The organism is Brasilonema sennae CENA114 (genome assembly GCF_006968745.1).
Lineage (GTDB): Bacteria > Cyanobacteriota > Cyanobacteriia > Cyanobacteriales > Nostocaceae > Brasilonema > Brasilonema sennae.
This window is the reverse complement of record NZ_CP030118.1, coordinates 6,214,133-6,232,623: the sequence shown is the minus strand read 5'-3', so window position 1 is coordinate 6,232,623 and position 18,491 is coordinate 6,214,133. Positions and strand designations below refer to the sequence as shown.

Genomic DNA, 18,491 nt, shown 5'->3' with positions numbered 1-18,491 from the left:
AATCACTCGATGACATCACCAAAGCGATCGCGATACTTTTTCAACACATCCTCTAGATCTTGCGATCGCTGACGTTCCTTTTCCAATTCCTGTTGTGCTTGTTCAGCGCGTTGCTTTTCTTGTTCAGCGCGTTGCTTTTCTTGTTCAGCGCGTTGCTTTTCTTGTTCTAGCTGCTCGTTAACTTCAGCATAAGAGAAAAACTTGCTACCATCGGGACGATAGATTTGCAACTCTTCGCCGGATGAGTCAAACCGGATACCCAAGCGGGGACTAACCCAGTTTCCTATTTCTCCAATCACATCTAGTCCATCCTCTGTTCTCAACCAACCTCTCAAAGTATTCTTGTCTGGATTGTAGATGTAATATTCTTGAACTCCGTAGCGATCGTAAAATAAAAGCTTTTTGTCCATCTCAGTTGAACTGTTACTGGGAGAGAGGATTTCAAAGAGGACTTGGGGCGGGATGTTGTCTTCTTCCCATTGTTTATACGAAGTGCGATCGCCCTTTGTTCTCCCAAGCACTACCATCACGTCTGGCGCTGTGACAATCGTATTTCGACCTTTTACTGGATACCATAACAAGTCCCCAGCCACAAAAACATTTGGATCATCAGCGTACAGCCAATCAAGATTTTGCTGAATCTGCACAATCCAGCGAAATTGCTTGGTATTATCTGCCATTGGCTTGCCGTCGCTTTCTGGGTAAATAATTTCTGATGGAGTTGTTGCCAGGGGTTGAGAAACCATAACCAAGCTTGTGACTCTGGATGCTTCAAAGTTAGCACAATATGGGGCTTTTCAATTGAGTGGAAGATATTAAAGAGTTAAAGAACCGCAGATAAACGCACTCTCGACGCAGATGAAAATCTACTTCATCTGGATGAAAAGCGCTATATTTCAACACAGCGTAGCCGGGAGGTAAACAAAGTGCAATTTCATAAAGAGTTAGTATGAGTGATAAATACAGTGTGGATTCGGTTATGGGAATTGATGAATTATTATTGCCTTATCGTGAACAAATCTTGCAAATTGCTGCTCAACATGGAGCTTACAATATCAGAGTTTTTGGTTCCGTAGCTAGGGGAGAAGCAAGACGAGATAGTGATGTGGATTTTCTGGTAGAAATTGAGCCAAAACGAACTCTGTTAGATCAGATTGCTTTGATACAGTCACTGGAAAAATTGCTAAAACGCAAAGTAGATGTGGCTGAATCTGAAACTCTGCATGAGTGCATTCGAGAACGAGTGTTAAATGAGGCTGTTATGTTATGAGGGATAACCGCCTGTATTTAAGTAATATTAAAGACTGTATTGAACTGTTTTATCAATAAGTTTCCATCCCCTTTAGGGGTAGAGGCAATGGAAAGTAGGTGAACAAAGCATAGTCAAGTGTCAAGAACTCACGTTTCCATCCCTTTGCAGGGAAAGGGTTTTGTAAAGCCTTTGATGCAAAAAGGACAAGAAGGACACATTATGGTTTCCATCCCTTTGCAGGGAAAGGGTTCTGTAAAGGTGGCGCGGTTGTTTGATGAGCGGAATGATGCTGTTTCCATCCCTTTGCAGGGAAAGGGTTCTGTAAAGCTAATCTAGATTACCAGAAAATTGTACTACAGTTGAAGTTTCCATCCCTTTGCAGGGAAAGGGTTCTGTAAAGGATAGACTAGAATTGAGTAGATTAGTAGTAGCAAAGATTGTTTCCATCCCTTTGCAGGGAAAGGGTTCTGTAAAGTGGATCCAATATGCCATTCCCGCTGCGGGATTAACGTTTCCATCCCTTTGCAGGGAAAGGGTTCTGTAAAGAGTTCACTTCTGAAACCCTTACTGGAAACGGCTTCCAGACCCCCAAATCGACACACTCCGAAAAAGTGATTAAACTCTCACAAGAAGAAATCAATTTTGGCGTCTGAAAAGCTTACTGGGCAAGCCATCGACACACTCCAACGAGATTATGCGGTTTTCAAGGATCGGGCTTAGTGTGTAGATGAACTCAACACGCTGTCTTAAAAATAGAGTATGTCACTTATGATTGTCAAGTTTTTTACAAAGTACGTGGTTTTCTTTCAACATTTTTCAATCAACTCCACAAAGCCAGACAAGTCGCCTACTGGCACAGAAACATCAGCTGTTGAATCGGATCACGTTGACGAGGATTGTCTTGGCGATGCTCCAGCAGGGAGCCGAGCCCTTGCGGGCGATCGCCATAATAACTATCTCTTAAATAATCCCTTAAAAGATCGCAAACTATAATTCAAGACTTTACCCGTATTAAACAATTGATATCCAGCGAATAATAAAGCAGAGGATGCCAAGACAGCGAAAAGATTCACTGATGCAAAAAGATTGCCTGTGAACAGCATGATTGCAATTCCCAATCCGAGCAAAATCCATCCTATTTTACGATTTAGATGGCGTCGGCTTAAAACGATAACTCCTGCAATACATAACAGAACACTAGGGATACCTATAAATAAACCAATTCGAGTGTTTGTAGATATGATCAAAATTCCTAAAACCATCAGCACTAAGCCGACAAGTTTACTCGGACGATCCACTTGATGTTGTTTGTTGTTTCCAGTCATTTCAGGCTGTACAATCTGAGCCTGAAGAACTGTGGGTTGATGAGTCAGTCTGGAATAAGAAGTCGAAGAAAAATTTTGTTTCTGTTGAAAAATGAAAGTTATATTTCCTTGTTGACCTAGGTCTATCTTGTCTCCTAAATTAAGGGGATAGCGCTTTTTTGGCTCTAGTTTGACACTATTAAGATATGTGCCGTTGGAGCTTCCCGTATCAATAATATAATAAGTATTTTCTTCTACCTGAATTTCTGCATGAAGCCGAGAAACAATATCGGCATTTGGCAAAGCTAAAACATTGATGTCCGGTGCAATTTGCTCGTTTGGCTTACCAATCCTAAAAATCGGAAGATTTGGTGGCAATTCAAAGGAGGTGTTACTTTGGAGATGAAAAAGCTCTAAATTTTGTCCTGTTGTGTGTGATGTGCTGAGGTTTGGCATAACTTGCTTTTAAGGAGCAATGTTTGAATTTATCTAAAATATCTTTCTTGTCTGACAACAAAGATGCTTCGGTGATCATCTTAAACTTGATTGTCTTAATTTTAATACTTACAGATTCAAAAAATGTTTGCCACAGATAACCCCTCCCCTTCCTAAGGCTACGGTGTACACACATCTCACTTCAAACCTCACCCGAGCTTTTAACTTCGCCAAAATCTTTCCCTCTCCTTCATAAGGAGAGGGATGCCCGATAGGGCAGGGTGAGGTTTTGAGCGCGGGTGCGTCTGGTACACTGGCTTTTCACCTCACCCTCGCTTGAATCGGCGCTAAAATCTTTCCCTCTCCTTTGAGGTTTTGAGCGCGAGTGCGTCTGGTACACTGGCTTTTCACCTCACCCTCGCTTGAATCGGCGCCAAAATCTTTCCCTCTCCTTGATAAGGAGAGGGATGCCCGATAGGGCAGGGTGAGGTTTTGAGCGCGGGTGCGTCTGGTATTCAAAACCAACCATCAAGCAGGCACTTGAATACTCTGACTACCCGCAAGTCCAAACGCTGTATGAATGACTTGCAACGCTTTCACGCCTTCTTCTTGCGCGACAACACAGCTAATCTTAATTTCCGAAGTCGCAATCATTTGGATATTAATTTGGTGCTGGGATAGTGCTTCAAACATTGTAGCCGCGATGCCTGGTTGTCCGACCATGCCTGCTCCCACAATACTGACTTTGGCAATATCATTATCCAGCACGACTTCACCCCATCCATATTCTGCTGCTGATTGTTGGAGCATTTTTTGTGCTGCTTGTGCATCTATTCTGGCAACTGTGAAGGCAATATCCCGCGTAGGAATGCCATTCATCATACGACATCGCTGGGACTGAATAATCATGTCTACGCTGATGTTGTGTTCTGCCAACAATCCAAATATCTTCGCGGCTGTTCCTGGACGATCCTGTACTTGACGAATAGCTAGACGCGCTTGCTTCATATCCAGGGCGACACCTCTGACGGGAGGATGATCAGATGAGGCAGATGAGAATTTTGAATTGATTTGTTGGGTTGTCTGTTTGTCTTCTTCAATTTCAAAGGCGGCGCGAAGAAAAGCAACAGCGCGATCGCAATCTCCACTATCAATTACGCAACTCACTTTCACTTCACTGGTAGAAATCATCTGGATATTAACACCAGCTTCTGCAAGAGTCGCGAACATCTTCGCTGCCACACCAGGACGCCCAATCATCCCCGCACCTGCAATACTGACTTTAGCAATATTGGGCAGTACCATCACTTCCGCTTCTTCATTTTCTGTTGCCTTTTGAGAACGCAGAACAGGGGCGATCGCTTGTGCTACGGCTTCCGCCTTTTTTAATATTGGTGCCATCACGGTAAAGGCAATGTCATTCGTATTACCTTCGTGAATTGATTGAATTATCAAATCGACATCCACATTTTGACGTGCTATCTCCCCAAATAACCGCGCTGCTACACCTGGTTTATCTGGAACACGCAACATCGACACTTTCGCTTGATTGGTATCAAATTCAATATCATCAACGGAACGAGCAATTTCCAAATTCACAAGTGCTCGCGGACGTGGCGCTGGTGAAATCACCCAAGTTCCAGGTTCATCTGTCCAACTAGAGCGTACCACTAAAGGAACGCCATAGTTCCGCGCAATTTCCACTGCACGAGGATGCAAGACTTTTGCCCCCAAGCTTGCGAGTTCCAGCATTTCATTGCAGGTGATTTTATCTATCAGTTGTGCTTCTGGAACCAAACGGGGATCTGTTGTTAAAATCCCTGGTACATCAGTATAAATTTCACAATAATCTGCGTGCAATGCAGCTGCCAAAGCCACGGCTGAGGTATCTGAACCGCCACGTCCCAATGTGGTAATTTCCAATTCCTCTGTTCTGGTAATTCCCTGAAACCCTGCTACAACAACAACTTTATTTTGATTAAGATGTCGCTTGACGCGTTCTGTTTCAATATGTAAAATCCGCGCTCGCGTATGGTCTGCTTCAGTAACAATTCCTACTTGCGCTCCTGTCAAAGAAATAGCTGGATGTCCCAGTTCTTGCAAAGCCATACTGACTAAAGCAATGGATATCTGCTCACCTGTGGACAGCAACATATCCATTTCCCGGCTGTTGGGATTTTGTGAGATTTCGTATGCTAGCTTAACGAGTCCATCTGTGGTTTTCCCCATCGCGGAAAGCACGACAACAAGAGAGTTTCCTGCTTTCACAGTTTTGCACACGCGCTGTGCAACAGCTTGAATACGCTCTACTGAACCGACAGATGTACCACCATATTTCTGAACTATGAGCGCCATAAGTTTTATGTAGTCAATTGTCCCTAGGAATTCTATTTGTTCATTATATTTCTTGTACCGTGTTTAATTTCATAGAGTCCCAGTAAACTTGTTGCTATTAGCAAAGCCAATAAGTCGTAAATTGCTCTGTAAGCTAGTGTTGCACCCAAAACAACGACAGGAGAAAGTTTCGCAGACAGAAAATGCAAGATGACAATCTCAAACACTCCTAACCCAGCAGGGACGTTACTCACCACACCTGCAAACATAGCTAGTGAGTAGGTTCTCAACACGTCTAGAAAAGATACACTATTGGTAGGAAGCAGCAAAAAAAGAACTGCTGCGGCTATTATCCAGTCAATGCTAGAAATGACGACTTGAGCAAAAGCTATCTTGAAAGAAGGAAAACGAAACTCTTTGCGACGAATGACTAACGGTGTTTTAATAAAAATACTTCCTAATAAATAACAAATAACTATTACTAGGAAAATAACACCCAGAGGACGTGTGTTTGTAAAAGGTAAATGTATTTGGGTGGGGATTTCCAAGGGGTTAAAGAGAAATATTACCCCTGACGCGGCAAACACTCCTAACCAAAAAGTGAAATTGGCAAAAGCAATAACTTGGGCGATCGCCAGTGGTGATACTCCCCAACCAGAATAATAACGATAACGAATAGCACTACCAGTTACCAAAGCAAAACCGATGGTATTACCGAGTACAGAGCTAATAAACCCAGTGAAAGCAATTTTTCGCAGAGCCAGAGAACGACCAATATAGCTAAAGCCTAGCATATCATACGACGCCATCACTAGATAGCCTATATTTGACAATATAATTGACAAACTTAAGTGCCTTTTAGGAATTGTTCCTAAAGAGTTCAAAATATCTTGGTAACGATACTCACGTAGTTCGTGGCTAATTGCCCAAAAAGAAAGTACCAGAAGTAGCAAGCCAAACAACGAACTGAAGTTGAGTCGGAGTTTTTGAAGCATAGTACAACTAGGCAAGGGGGAGATTAGAGACGTGGAGAGAGTAGAAGCAGAAAACGACTAATAACTCGACATTCACAAAAGTTTCATTATGTTGACATAAAATTGACACATCACTAGCGTAAGCTTTTGACTATAGGATTCAGACAACAAAGCAAGTTAATTTATTAGACTTCGTGGCAGTTGTAGGGAACGCTTAACAGTGAACAGTTATCAGTTACCAGTGAACAATAGATAACTGATAACTGATAAAGGTGTACTAGTTTCACAAAAATCTGCACAGGAGTCCTATAGTTGACCATTAACTAATGACTAATGACCATTAACTAATGACTAATGACTAATGACTCTTTTCAAGATGCCTTAGCTGGTTCAACAATTCATCTGCGACGAGGGGTCAATTTACAAGTTTGCCACAATTCGGGGAGAACTCCAGCTATAGTTTTTCTGCATGGAGGAACGGGAAACCGCTTTAACTTTCGTTCTCAGTATGAGTTTGCTCAAAGTCAAGGTTGGGAAGTTCTGGTGTATGATTTGGCAGGACACGGACAGTCGAGTCCCTACCCTCGCTACTCCATCGGGCGACATTGTCGGGATTTACGGCGACTGTTGTACAAATTGGGCATTTCCTCACCAGTGCTGTGTTGTCATAGCTACGGAGTTCCTATTGGTTTAGAGTTTGCCCAGCACAATTGTGTGAGTGGTTTTATTGCGATCGCCGGCGGAACTCATAACTTAGCACCTTGGTGGGAAATTCCGCTGATGAAGTTTATGGCTTGGGGCGGCAGATATTTATACTCTTTACCTGGTGTACAAGCAATCTCAAACTTTTTCTCGACTTCTTACCGCCACAGCGTTATAGAACGGTTTTTTGCCGAATGTCCAACACCAACGGATTTCCAATCCTACAAAGCTTTAGAAATCTTTTGGGGTTATAACTTTTTTACGCGTCACCTTTTGCCGCAGAATTTGCATATTCCTGCTTTGATTATAACTGCGGGTCTTGACCCCATGTTTACACACCAGATGGGGAACGATTTAGCAAGACATTTCGTCAATGGTACTCATTTACATGTTACCAATGCCGGACATTTAGTTATGGCAGAGTGTCCAGAGTTAATCAACAGTGCTATATTGAAATATCTTATTGGGATTAATACACAAACACCTTTGTCTTCACAAATTTCATCTCTATAAATTTTATGATTTTTTATAGTTTTGATTCAATTGCTATCAATCAATATTTTTGATGAACTGCTTCAAATCTAAAATTGTGCTGCTACTTTCGGTGTTAGCCTTCTGTAACTGTAGTGATATAAAATCTGCACAAGCACAGATGCGTCCGCCAACTCTAACTTCTGTGTTACCACCACAACCGACTGCTAGGGATTTAACTACCCAATTAAGATATAAAACCGAAACTTACAATAGCAAAGTTATGGGAGGAAATCGCATTTACTGCGTTGCTTTACCTCCGGGCTATGATCAAAACCAAAATCAACGCTATCCAGTTATCTTTCTCCTTCACGGTGGACATGGAAATGCTGACCATTGGTTTACAAAAGGAGATGCCTTAACAGTTGTGCAACAGCTTTATGCAACAGGCAAGTTGCCGCCCAGTATTATTATCACACCAGATGGAAATGACAAACGTGGTTCTAGCCGCTACTGGGATCCCGATTATATTGATGGCCCTAATGGTAAAGTTTCCACAGCCATTGGGGATGAACTGGTGAAAGTTGTGCAAAACCGCTACCGTACACTCGCCAGTCCTGATTTTTGGGCAATGGGGGGATTATCTTCAGGAGGTTGGGGTGCAATGAATGTGGGATTGCATAATTTAAATAACTTTTCAATATTATTTAGTCATAGCGGTTACTTTCAAGACAAGAGTGGATCGCAAAATAGCCCAATCACCTATATCAAGACCATTTCACCTCAAACTAAAAAACGCTTACGGATATACCTTGATGCAGGTATAGCAGATACTGAAGTCGGAGTTGACGAATCCAAAAAGTTTAATCAAGTACTCAGTAGTGAGAAAATTTATAATATATTTAATGCTTTTCCCGGAGGTCACACTTGGGACTACTGGCATGAACATCTGGCAGATTCGCTAACATTTGTCGGAAGACAATTTAAAATCTCGGCTATTCTACACGCTAGTGATAATTTGGGTTTCAACAAGCCATGAAATTATCTAAAGTTTTAATGGGCGTTGCAGGTGCAATTACAATCCTGACTGCTGCTGGTTACTGGTATGTCTTTATCTTAGGTGCGCCGCAGCTAGATCCGCCTCAAGAGGTGACGAATAGTGGGTTGAAGTTTCAGCTAGAAACTTTTAACAGTCAAGCAATGGGGACACAACGACAATATGGTGTTATTTTGCCCCCATACTACAATAAAAATTTTCTCAAACGCTATCCTGTCATATTTTTACTACATGGCGGTCATGATGATGCCCGTGCTTATGTTGATAAATATGCAATCTTAAAAGTTCTACATGAACTTTATAAAAATAACAAACTACCGCCTTCGATTGTGATTACACCAGATGGAAATGATAACCGGGGTTCAAGTCCCTTATTCGACCCTGATTATTATGATGGGCCTAATGGTAAAGTAGGAACGTTGATCGGTTCGGAGTTAGTACAAGTTGTCAAGTCACGCTATCGTACATTAGAAAATCCAAAGTTTTGGGCGTTGGGAGGTTTATCTTCTGGAGGATGGGGTGCATTTAATATTGGCTTACGCCATTTGAAAAACTTTAATATTCTGTTCAGCCATAGCGGCTATTTTACCGATAACAGTGGCCCACAAAATAGCCCCCAACAAATTGTCCAACAATTGTCACCTCAGGAAAGACAGGAACTACGGGTATATCTTGATGCTGGAGAACATGACTCTAATTTACTTGCCTCTACCCAAAAATTCCATGAAACCTTAGACAAATTAGGTATAGAAAACGTGTTTTATGCCTTTCCTGGAGGACATGGTTTGTCAGGTCCAGATGTTGGGTGGAATTACTTTCACAAACATCTCAAAGATTCGCTATCTTATGTAGGAAAACAGTTTGAAAATTCGCAAAAGAACAAAGTGACTAATGACTCTTGATTTCAGAACTCGGATTGGGCTTTGGAGTGCAGCTTTCCTCACTGGTTTAGTCGGAGTGGTAAACTTGGTGTCAGCAGTGACGCCTAACGTGCATGAGCGAAATCACTGGTTGAAGCACTTTTTACCTTTTGATATTCGCGTTAGCGGTCATTTATTTGCAGCACTGACTGGGTTTGTGTTACTGACGCTTGCAACCAACTTGTTGCGTCGAAAACGAATTGCTTGGTTACTCACTATTGGATTCTTGATTCTTTCTGTTGTCAGCCACTTGATTAAGGGACTGGACTATGAAGAAAGTCTGTTGTCTGGTGTTTTGCTGATGCAATTACTCTTGATGCGCCATGTTTTTACAGCAAAGTCAGATCGTCCTTCGGTTGCGCAGGGAGTGCGGGTGTTAATTGCAGCTTTGCTGTTTACTTTGGCATATGGAACAATTGGGTTTTACTTGTTAGATGGCAAATTTACGGAAAATTTCAGTTGGAGTGATGCCATAGCCCAAACTTTTGCTATGTTCTTCACAGATAATAATGACGGACTGAAACCAAAAACCCGATTTGGGGACTTTTTTGCTAATTCTATTTATATTATTGCAGCAAGTACGATCGCTTATGCATTGTTCATGCTACTAAGACCAGTTTTTCTACGTGATACCGCCACTGTTAAAGAACGGCAGCAGGCAAAAGATATCGTAGAAAAGTATGGATGCTCTTCGTTAGCAGCATTTACATTGTTAAGTGATAAAAGTTACTTTTTTAGTCCTTCTGGTCGCAGTGTGATTGGTTATGTCCCTAAAGGACGGGGTGCGATCGCCTTAGGTGATCCCATTGGACCAGATGAAGACCGTAAAGAAGTGATTGTGAGTTTTCAGCTATTTTGCCAACGTAACGACTGGTATCCAGCATTTTACCAAACTTTACCTAATGATATTGATCTCTACAAGTCGCTGGGATTTCAGGTAGTCAAAATTGGTGAAGAAGCAATAGTCGATCTCGAAAGCTTCACCTTACAAGGAAAAGCAGGTAAAAACCTCAGAACAGCAATCAATCGCATGACTAAGCTGGGGTATGAAGTCAAATTTTACCAACCACCAATTGCTGATACATTGTTGCATCAAATCAAACCTGTTAGTGACGAATGGCTGCAATTGGTGCAAGGTTCCGAAAAAAAGTTTTCTCTAGGTTGGTTTGATGAAGCTTATTTGCGAGAGTCTGAGATCGTAACGGTGCAGTCCTCCCAGGGTGAAATTATTGCCTTCACCAATATTGTATTAGAGTACCAGCTCAACGAAGTGACTAACGACATGATGCGACACCGAAAGTCGATTGAGAATGGAACAATGGACTTTTTGTTTCTATCTATGTTCCAGCACTACAAGGAGCGAAATTACGATAGTTTTAATATTGGTCTTTCTGCCCTTGCTGGAGTAGGTAAAACTCAAGAGTCGGCTCGTTTAGAGAAAGTTTTGTACTATCTTTATAAGCATTTGGAGCGATTTTACAATTTCCAAGGCTTGCACGCATACAAAGACAAATTTCACCCTCGTTGGGAATCACGTTATCTGGTTTTCCCCAGTTTAACCGCTTTACCCGACGTCGTTGTCGCATTAATTCGTGCTGATTCAGGCGATCGCCTTTTAGATTATTTCAAAGGATAAAATTTGACTGACCTTTCGTGCCCTACTACTTACAAATTGTTTCTTTGAAAGAAAAATTGGTGATATCCTCGGTGTTTTTCAGGAAAGGGTGCTACTGTAGCGCAAAAAAATTATCTGTTTATTCTAGATTTACTCTGGTTGAATCGGTTGGGGATCTGAGGTTTAAAAAATTGATCTGATTGAACGTACGACGACGGATTTTCCAATGCCCACTCACTTTGACGACTTCATCTTCATAAGTGCCATTAGCGACATCAATGCTAGTTTCCGAACGTTTGTGTGTTCCGTGGACGTATGAGGACATTGTTGCCTCATTAGTATTACGAACTGAGACGTTTATCGAACCGATTAAATGTTGGGTAGCTTGATATCCGTTTGCTTGGTATACCGAATATATGTAATCCGCCAAAGCATCTGTCCCAGTTTGTTTTTTAGTTACTCCTCCAGCTAAATTATTAGTGAATTCTGCGTCTTGAGTAGAACAATCCCGTAAAATATTCTTTCCCTCTTGCAGGTTTCCTCCACCAATGGCGTCAATTCCCAGCGCATGACAGACTGTTAATTTTTGAATTTCTAATTCAGCATTAGGTTGCGCTGCGCTAGTTACCTCAAACGTACCCCCAAGCACTACAACCAACGTGACTGCCAGCGCAATTACAATTAAAGTTGTACTATTTAACAGAAAATGGATAGATTTCAAAACTATTTCCCTTCTTTTTTCTATAAAATTAATCTTTTATTTGTGCCACTCAATCATTGATGCCAACGATTGTTGCTAGGCCTTGAAAGTGTCCTCCCCGACAACGGCGGATTCTCGGACTATTTCTACTATAACTTTACACGGGAACTGCCCATTCGGAACAAGTTAAAAGTAAGTGAATTTTGTCATATACTACCAGAACAAACTTTTAAACGCTCATTTACTCCCCTGACCAGCAAGAAAGACGGGACTGCCAGACTAACCTTTGCAGGTTGTTATAAGCACTCAGTTACTAAAGATGGAGGACGGGCATCATTACTCAGAAGGTGGAGAATTTCGGAATTGCTCAATTCTTGTTAAATAAGAACGTAAAACCTTTCTTATATACTCAAACTCTTCTTGTGTTGATAACTCCCCTTGTAAAAAGTAACCTAGTGCTAGCAGTTCCTTTTTTCGGTTCAAGTTAAGAGAATTTATCTTTGTATGAATGTCAAATCGGCGTTGCAACCACTTATAGGATTTTTGCAACCATTCGACAGGTTCTTCTTCTAAATATTCTGAATCATCCGTGTTTAAATCTGTCAAGCATCGGTTAAGATATTTCTCGACCTCGTTGAGTATTTTAGTCGTAATACGTGAGCTATGATTTTTGCTAATTCGTTCCAAAGCCTCAATTAAAAGAGAAAATTTATAAACATCTTTCTCAGACAAAAAGCTGATTGCATTATGCACATCAGTCAGATCATTTCCAATTAAGCGTCTGGCGATCGACTTTGGGAAGACTGGGGCTGATTGTCGTCGGGTAACACCGGACTGTTGGCTGGCTGAAGAAAACTTTGAGGGTTGGTTGTCTTGCTGGATGGCTTGTGTTTGGGTATTGGGGTTGGAGTTAGCGTTGGGGTTGGTGGTAATATTTTGGGTTGAGCTATTACCCAGGTTGTGAGCAGAATTAGAATCAGCAGGATCATCCCAACGATTACTATGCGAGTTGTTCGACGTGGTACTGCTTTTTGAGGTAGTATTGGTTGTGCTGACGGTACTGCTTCTGGTGACGGTACTGGTGTTTTTTTTTCAGTTTTAGTTTCAGGTGCTTTCCAAACATTGCCCTTGTAAACAATCTGTTGGGGATAAGCCGGAGGCTTGACGCTGAGTCCTTCTCCTATCCCAGAGGCTGCGCCAACGGACACGCGCAAGGGAGGCGTATCGTCCTCTTTTTTTAACTCAGCAACAACCACTACAGGTTGCTCAGTTTCCCCAAAGGAAGTTTGACTGATTTGCTTTACTAAAGTATATAACTGGCTCTCAATATCAATTGTTTTCGGGGTTAACCAAACTGACTCACCAAGTTCAACGACGCTGGGAGATATTTTTGACAGGAAGTCATCTAAATGTGTGCCAGCATCAGTGTATAACTGCTGAATTTGTTGGGCATTAACTTTAAAGTCATTCAGTCCATCAAAGTCAATAGCACTGCGAATCTTGCTTAGAAAAGTTGACTCTTTTTCCCAAAAACTTAGCAAAATACAAGCAGCGAGTTTTCTTAGTTGAGATTCTACTTCGGGCGTTGCATCTCCAACCCACAAAACAACTTCAGAGATTCTCCGCCCCATTCTTTTTGATCGATCTTCTGCTGCATCTAGCCCTGTGACTTCTACAAGCACCTTATTTTCATATCGAGCTAAAATGAGGGACGGTTTAGTATCGTTAATTAAGGAATTAATTGTTACCTGTTTACCATCATCTCTAGCAATAACTCGTTGCTTAAGCACAACTGGCTCTTCCTTAGGCTGTTCGGGTTTGCTGATATTGCGCCAATGAATACCAACTTCGCCTAATGGAGAACTTCTAACGTAAATTTCTACTTGATTGTAACTCATAGAAGCCTCATCTTAATTATTTAGGAACTGGTAACCATTTGGCTCTACCTTGCAAAATGGCAAAGCCACGCTCTTGCTTACAATCAATTGCAAATTTGGAAATAGCTGTGTTAAAAGCTTGGAGTTGAGCTTGTGTGGCGTCTGCTTTGTCTTGAACCGCAAATTTTTGAGCTTCTGTCTCCTTGAGATCAAACGCTTTTTCCGTATAACTGTTATTAGCTTCATCGTAGGATGTATTAACGTCATCGAAAAGGTTAGCAATTAGTCTGAAGGGTAGCCAAAGTTGATTACGCTGATTCACACGCTGTTCTGCTAGATTTAACTTGCGTTGGGCGCTATTCAATTGATCGTCTTTGACACCAACTTCTTTTTCAAGTTTATAAAAGTCTTCTTTAGCTCGTTCCAATTCTAACTGGCTGCTTTCATTGTATACATTCAACAAAAATCGCAATACATAGCGGAGTGGTTGATCTCCATCTTTAGGATCATAAGGCGCATCTAGCGGTGCTTTGTTGTAAAAGAACCGCGTATAACCATCAGTAGTTTCAGCATGAGAAAAAGCAATGTGTCCAATGGTTTGTACAGGTGTTACGACTACTGCCAATTTGTGATAAATCTCGTCTTCTTTGAAGAAATCCAGTAATTGTCGATAGCCAATTTTGATGTGATCCAGCAAGTCATTAGCATCTTTATTTGTTTTCATGTAACTTTCACACTTTAATGGTGCTAGAACAACCAGTCGAGGTTTTGTTATACTTGCGTAGGCATCTTTTAAAAGCTTGGTAATACGATCAGGGTCATTTTTGGATTCATGCCAAAGTCCAATTTCTGTAGTTTTCGTTCTGCCTGTTTTCTTTTCCATTAAAGCAGTTGAATCAATGGGAATAATCACTGCATCACATTGATTTAACTGTTGTTTGACATACTCCTTTTGATCAGGAGTCGCAGTAGGTTTGAAATATTCTCCAGAAGGATCGGTAAAGCGAATTTTTATGAACTTTTTGCCGCCACTTCCCACTTCAAACATAAATCCTTGATCTTCCCAAGGATCAAGTTGGGGTGGAGTTGGTTCAACTAGCTTTTGCAAACGGTAGTCCATATTTCGTAGGAGGCGTTTACAATCTTCGATCGCATCCAATGTTTTAGTGTCACTTGCCCATGTTGTTAGCCCTGCATTCTCAAATGTTTTGTGAAATTCTTCGTGCATGGCGGCTAACAAACTGGTTTTGCCAACTCCTCTAGGCGCAAGCATGATAATATTTAGTTCTTGCAGGTTATTCATCAAAACAAATCCTGGTTAAAAAACAAGTTTAGTCTGTGCTGATATTTTTTTAAGTCAATCAGTCGATCAAAAATTCAAGTCAAAAATTGAATTGTTTCTACACGATTAACCTCTTTTAATCGCTTAACACTATTTAACCAGTCCTGTTGCCGTTGTTGTTCTTGTTCAAGCTTACCAATTTCCTCAGCCCAGACTTTAGCCCTGACTCGCCTGAGAAATTTTTTCCAGTCTTTTTGAGCCTCTTTGTGGTAGATGATGTTGTCAATAAACTTCTCAATCAGCGCGTAAGCAGCAATGCTGGGCTGATAAAGTAGCTCTTCTAAAGCCGCCTTAATTCTAGCAACTGTGCGATCATAGTCAATCTGTAGTGCGTTAAGAATTAACTCAGCCGTTGTACTTTGTCCAACCTTTAAGGTAACATCTTTAGACTCTTCATCAGTAAGTTGAATATTGCTAAGTTCAACCAAATTTTGATAGATCTGTGGTTCAATTAAGCCACTGTATGAAAGTTCAAAATTAGAAATAATTCGGAAGCCTTGCTGAAGTCTTTTAAGATCTGAATGTTCTCGCTCTAGCAATTCTCTAAAAGCTTGAATAAATTCCCAGTCTTCAAGGGAATTACCCAAGACACCTAATTGTCCAACTGTGATTAAAATCTCTGCTACTCGCGCTTTCACTTCTTGAGTTGATTCTTTTAGTCCTTCATCTAAATGACTAAAGTGATCGGACAATAAAGTTCGCAACAAATCACGGTAGTCAGCATAGGCTTTCATTGGATTGCTGGCTTTAATCTGCTTCTCAATTTCGGCTTCTGGATTGTTAGCAGTTAAAATTCCAGCATTTGCCTTACAAGTTTTGTAGACTTTCTCAACACTCGATTCCAGACTCTTAGACGGTAATTGACAGCCTTTGGCAAATTCAAATCTCAATTCTTGGAAGGCGATGGTAATCTCTCGCCACCATCCATCCTGATCGGTACCAAACAAATCGTCATACTGATCGTCAATAAGTGTGGACAAGTCACTATCAGTTGCGCTAAAAACTTTCTGGGCAGCCTGTATAATCAGATCGATATCTTGCTGAATTTTCATTAGCCGCTCTTGACTTTGCCGAGCATATTCTTGATCAATTTCCAGAATATGCTCTGCCAGGTAGTTGAGAATGCGATCAAAAACTTGGTTAGCATCCTCTGGGTTTGAGCAGTCAGCAATTTCGCAACTAACAACTTGCATCTGCAAAGTATCTTTGAGAGCAATACATGCATTTAGATTTTGTGTTCTTTGGCTGTGATTGACAACCATAAACGCTCTGCCTGCAAGGTTATTCAATTCTTGAGCCGCAATATCGTAAAGATCGGTGTCAACCTTGCGCCATTGGTAACGTTGCGGGTCTGGACGTGTTATAAAAAGCACTATATCCACTGCTCTACCGAGAGTATCCAGCATGACTTTTTCATCGCCCAGCTTAGAGTCTCCCAAACCAGGAATATCAACTAGAGCAATCCTACCAACATCAGGATTCTCAAAGGGACAGAATATATTAACTTCGCGTACAGCTAAGTGTTTGTACGAAATTAATTCTCCTTGAGGGTTTCGCTTTTGTCTGACATATTCAGCCACCTCCTCTGGGGCGATCGCCACCTCTGCTGGTTCTGCTCCAGTAACAATCAAATGCCGATAGTATTCTAAGTTCTGAAAATAGTCATACCGCAGGTGTTTATAAACTGCTTCATCGGTTGCTCCAACAGGCATTTGGGCAGGTAAAGATGCTCGTGCAAATTCATCTAGGGTGCGCGGTTCAGGCTTGAGTTTCAGCGATTTGTAGTAAGGAAGAATCACTTCCTCTAAAAAGGTTTTTTCTGAATGCAGAATGACTCTAACTTCAACAGAACCCTCCTTGTTACAAACCAGGCTACGAACAGCTGTACAAGCTGCTCCTTCATAAGCTGGAATTTCTTGATCGCTAAGTCCACTTAAACTCTTGAGCAAGGTACTCTTTCCTTGTCCCATCAACCCAACAACGCCAATATTCAGCGTATTTCTGGAAAAGCGGCTTTTGAGTTTAGACAATACAAACAGTTCAGATGTAATGCGTTTTTGAATATCAGCAAAATTGATTGCTTTTAAATACTCACTCGCTTGGGTATTGGCATTTTCTTGTAGTAACACTTGTTGATGAGTTTCCAGATTATATAAGGCAGATGCTCGTGCCTGAAGCTCTTTTTCAACTGTTGCTATCTTATTGGGAAGATAACGGGAACGGTGTTCAATGATACTGGCAACTTGCTCTGCTCTGGAACGCATATCAGTTTAGTCCTATAATGTTTTTGATATTAGCAAATTAGACTTAGTGGCAGTTGTAGGGAACGCTTAACAGAAAACAGAACTCGTAAAATCTCATTTTTGCAATCTTGTCTATTAGTTTGGGATAAAAGCTAGAAAACCGAATCGCACTTACTCCCTTCGGGATCTAAGATTACCTATAATAATTTACTCCTGTCTCTGTGCCACGCGCTTGTAGCACCTACCGTCCCGTTGTAGCACAAGCGCGTGGAAACCACGCCACATGCTGTCGGCAGATGCTCCCCAAGACGAGCCACTGCTGCAGTCCTTGTTTCCCGACAGAGGCATGTGGCGTCCGCGCTGCCTCACCCCGGCGCTGGCTCCTCTGCGCCCACCGCGAACGAGTGCCCAGGAACATCCACACCACAAATTCGCGCCTTGTGCGGTTCAAAAATATAGCGCTTCTCGGTTGCGTGCAATACACAACTGTAGAGACGTTACATTTACGTGCTCTACATTATTCGTAGTGGTGTATGTGATTCAAATGAGAACCGCTATAGGTATTCTTCTGGCGGGTTGGGAGTAGTTAAAAATTAAAACTTAATATTTTTTAGTATGTTTTATCACGAAAAATCTCAATAACAATACTAATAAACTTTAAAATGTTTTGCAATTTAGGAATTGAGTGAGACAATCAAACCTATTCTTTTCAATTTCAAAAGACATGGACTATTCTGTTGCTGGGTGGAACTGTCTTGTTGGCAATTTTGGTATTAGCAAAATTTGGCTTTAACCCAATGGCACTTTTTAGTAGCGCAGCTGCTAAATATCCAGGTGTGTTGGCTCCTGGCAAACAAGTTTGTGATCCCTTCGATGCGATCTCTTTGGGAATGTCGTTGATGTTCGGGACAGCAGGATTACCCCACATCCTGATGCGGTTCTACACAGTGCCTGATGCAAAGTCAGCGCGAAGTTCTGTAACATATGCCACATCCCGCGTATCTCTATGATGTTGGGAGCATTGGCGATACTGTTAGGTATTTTGTTTAAGGGGCAAAACGTTGCTTATATGGTGGGTTTAGCATTTGCGATCGCCGCCAGTGCAAACTTCCCCGCCTTGCTTTTATCAATGCTGTGGCGACGCTTCACCACCAATGGTGCAGTAGCGAGTATGTTGGTGGGTACTATCTGCTATGTAAATCCTAAACAAACCTAGACATGACTTCTTTCTTCAACGGGAGCATGGGAGCGGCTATCCCTCAGAA

The 18,491-nt window shown here is 41.6% G+C and carries 17 protein-coding genes and 1 CRISPR repeat array; of the genes, 8 read left to right on the top strand and 9 right to left on the bottom strand.

Going from position 1 to position 18,491, the window contains the following annotated elements:
• Positions 1 to 2: 2 nt before the first annotated feature.
• Positions 3 to 746 (bottom strand): Uma2 family endonuclease, encoded by a 744-nt coding sequence (locus DP114_RS25965; RefSeq protein ID WP_171977486.1) that lies wholly within the window; start codon positions 744 to 746, stop codon positions 3 to 5.
• A gap of 233 nt (positions 747 to 979) precedes the next feature.
• On the opposite strand from DP114_RS25965, the gene DP114_RS25960 reads away from it, so the two are divergent.
• On the top strand, positions 980 to 1,270 hold the full coding sequence (locus DP114_RS25960) for a nucleotidyltransferase family protein (protein WP_171978301.1): 291 nt from the start codon (positions 980 to 982) through the stop codon (positions 1,268 to 1,270).
• 132 nt (positions 1,271 to 1,402) lie between these two features.
• Positions 1,403 to 1,798: a CRISPR direct-repeat array (repeat unit 36 nt; unit sequence GTTTCCATCCCTTTGCAGGGAAAGGGTTCTGTAAAG).
• 213 nt (positions 1,799 to 2,011) lie between these two features.
• Positions 2,012 to 2,245: a hypothetical protein gene (locus DP114_RS34525; protein WP_216669939.1), complete on the top strand. Its 234-nt coding sequence runs from the start codon at positions 2,012 to 2,014 to the stop codon at positions 2,243 to 2,245.
• Here DP114_RS34525 and DP114_RS25955 read toward each other — a convergent pair.
• The 3 genes from DP114_RS25955 to DP114_RS25945 all read right to left on the bottom strand — a co-directional run bounded on the left by DP114_RS25955 (position 2,206) and on the right by DP114_RS25945 (position 6,320).
• Positions 2,206 to 3,012, bottom strand: coding sequence for an FHA domain-containing protein (locus DP114_RS25955; protein WP_171977485.1), 807 nt, complete (start codon positions 3,010 to 3,012; stop codon positions 2,206 to 2,208). The genes DP114_RS34525 and DP114_RS25955 overlap by 40 nt on opposite strands.
• Positions 3,013 to 3,519: 507 nt before the next feature.
• Entirely contained in the window at positions 3,520 to 5,346 is a 1,827-nt protein-coding gene (locus tag DP114_RS25950; protein ID WP_171977484.1) for an aspartate kinase, read from the bottom strand.
• A gap of 32 nt (positions 5,347 to 5,378) precedes the next feature.
• Positions 5,379 to 6,320: a putative bifunctional lysylphosphatidylglycerol flippase/synthetase gene (locus DP114_RS25945; RefSeq protein WP_169264533.1), complete on the bottom strand. Its 942-nt coding sequence runs from the start codon at positions 6,318 to 6,320 to the stop codon at positions 5,379 to 5,381.
• Positions 6,321 to 6,653: 333 nt separating this feature from the next.
• Here DP114_RS25945 and DP114_RS25940 point away from each other — a divergent pair, with 333 nt between their 5' ends.
• Genes DP114_RS25940 through DP114_RS25925 form a run of 4 tightly spaced genes read left to right on the top strand, consistent with a single transcriptional unit; the run spans position 6,654 to position 11,085 of the window.
• Complete coding sequence (locus tag DP114_RS25940) at positions 6,654 to 7,514, top strand: alpha/beta fold hydrolase (protein WP_171977483.1); 861 nt, start codon at positions 6,654 to 6,656, stop codon at positions 7,512 to 7,514.
• Positions 7,515 to 7,566: 52 nt separating this feature from the next.
• The gene (locus DP114_RS25935; protein ID WP_169264535.1) at positions 7,567 to 8,511 is read left to right on the top strand and encodes an alpha/beta hydrolase; all 945 of its coding nucleotides are present in this window, start codon (positions 7,567 to 7,569) and stop codon (positions 8,509 to 8,511) included.
• Entirely contained in the window at positions 8,508 to 9,431 is a 924-nt protein-coding gene (locus tag DP114_RS25930) for an alpha/beta hydrolase (protein ID WP_171977482.1), read from the top strand. Before DP114_RS25935 ends, DP114_RS25930 begins: the two co-directional genes overlap by 4 nt.
• On the top strand, positions 9,421 to 11,085 hold the full coding sequence (locus DP114_RS25925; RefSeq protein ID WP_171977481.1) for a phosphatidylglycerol lysyltransferase domain-containing protein: 1,665 nt from the start codon (positions 9,421 to 9,423) through the stop codon (positions 11,083 to 11,085). The genes DP114_RS25930 and DP114_RS25925 overlap by 11 nt, the downstream gene beginning before the upstream one ends.
• A 118-nt stretch (positions 11,086 to 11,203) precedes the next feature.
• Here the strand turns inward: DP114_RS25925 and DP114_RS25920 are convergent, their stop codons facing one another.
• From DP114_RS25920 to DP114_RS25900, 5 genes are all read right to left on the bottom strand, one after another.
• Entirely contained in the window at positions 11,204 to 11,785 is a 582-nt protein-coding gene (locus tag DP114_RS25920) for a nuclear transport factor 2 family protein (protein WP_246162778.1), read from the bottom strand.
• 315 nt (positions 11,786 to 12,100) lie between these two features.
• Positions 12,101 to 12,517 carry a hypothetical protein gene (locus DP114_RS25915; protein ID WP_169264537.1) on the bottom strand — a complete coding sequence of 139 codons (417 nt, stop codon included), beginning with the start codon at positions 12,515 to 12,517 and terminating at the stop codon, positions 12,101 to 12,103.
• A 20-nt stretch (positions 12,518 to 12,537) separates the two neighbouring features.
• Positions 12,538 to 13,662 (bottom strand): hypothetical protein, encoded by a 1,125-nt coding sequence (locus DP114_RS25910; protein WP_171977480.1) that lies wholly within the window; start codon positions 13,660 to 13,662, stop codon positions 12,538 to 12,540.
• 16 nt (positions 13,663 to 13,678) lie between these two features.
• Positions 13,679 to 14,944, bottom strand: coding sequence for a TRAFAC clade GTPase domain-containing protein (locus DP114_RS25905; protein WP_171977479.1), 1,266 nt, complete (start codon positions 14,942 to 14,944; stop codon positions 13,679 to 13,681).
• A 74-nt stretch (positions 14,945 to 15,018) separates the two neighbouring features.
• Entirely contained in the window at positions 15,019 to 17,247 is a 2,229-nt protein-coding gene (locus tag DP114_RS25900) for a hypothetical protein (protein WP_171977478.1), read from the bottom strand.
• 716 nt (positions 17,248 to 17,963) lie between these two features.
• Here DP114_RS25900 and DP114_RS35355 point away from each other — a divergent pair.
• Positions 17,964 to 18,236 (top strand): sodium:solute symporter family transporter, encoded by a 273-nt coding sequence (locus tag DP114_RS35355; RefSeq protein ID WP_246162776.1) that lies wholly within the window; start codon positions 17,964 to 17,966, stop codon positions 18,234 to 18,236.
• Positions 18,237 to 18,247: 11 nt separating this feature from the next.
• Positions 18,248 to 18,442 (top strand): sodium:solute symporter family transporter, encoded by a 195-nt coding sequence (locus DP114_RS35350; RefSeq protein WP_246162774.1) that lies wholly within the window; start codon positions 18,248 to 18,250, stop codon positions 18,440 to 18,442.
• The last annotated feature ends 49 nt before the right edge of the window (positions 18,443 to 18,491 follow it).

Bases quoted from the DNA above. Each gene is read 5' to 3' on its own strand.
- DP114_RS25910 (WP_171977480.1), bottom strand. From the start codon at position 13,662: ATGAGTTACAATCAAGTAGAAATTTACGTTAGAAGTTCTCCATTAGGC.
- DP114_RS25965 (WP_171977486.1), bottom strand. From the start codon at position 746: ATGGTTTCTCAACCCCTGGCAACAACTCCATCAGAAATTATTTACCCA.
- DP114_RS34525 (WP_216669939.1), top strand. From the start codon at position 2,012: ATGTCACTTATGATTGTCAAGTTTTTTACAAAGTACGTGGTTTTCTTT.
- DP114_RS25955 (WP_171977485.1), bottom strand. From the start codon at position 3,012: ATGCCAAACCTCAGCACATCACACACAACAGGACAAAATTTAGAGCTT.
- DP114_RS25905 (WP_171977479.1), bottom strand. From the start codon at position 14,944: ATGAATAACCTGCAAGAACTAAATATTATCATGCTTGCGCCTAGAGGA.
- DP114_RS25925 (WP_171977481.1), top strand. From the start codon at position 9,421: ATGACTCTTGATTTCAGAACTCGGATTGGGCTTTGGAGTGCAGCTTTC.
- DP114_RS25935 (WP_169264535.1), top strand. From the start codon at position 7,567: ATGAACTGCTTCAAATCTAAAATTGTGCTGCTACTTTCGGTGTTAGCC.
- DP114_RS25900 (WP_171977478.1), bottom strand. From the start codon at position 17,247: ATGCGTTCCAGAGCAGAGCAAGTTGCCAGTATCATTGAACACCGTTCC.
- DP114_RS25950 (WP_171977484.1), bottom strand. From the start codon at position 5,346: ATGGCGCTCATAGTTCAGAAATATGGTGGTACATCTGTCGGTTCAGTA.
- DP114_RS25940 (WP_171977483.1), top strand. From the start codon at position 6,654: ATGACTAATGACTCTTTTCAAGATGCCTTAGCTGGTTCAACAATTCAT.
- DP114_RS25930 (WP_171977482.1), top strand. From the start codon at position 8,508: ATGAAATTATCTAAAGTTTTAATGGGCGTTGCAGGTGCAATTACAATC.
- DP114_RS25945 (WP_169264533.1), bottom strand. From the start codon at position 6,320: ATGCTTCAAAAACTCCGACTCAACTTCAGTTCGTTGTTTGGCTTGCTA.
- DP114_RS25960 (WP_171978301.1), top strand. From the start codon at position 980: ATGGGAATTGATGAATTATTATTGCCTTATCGTGAACAAATCTTGCAA.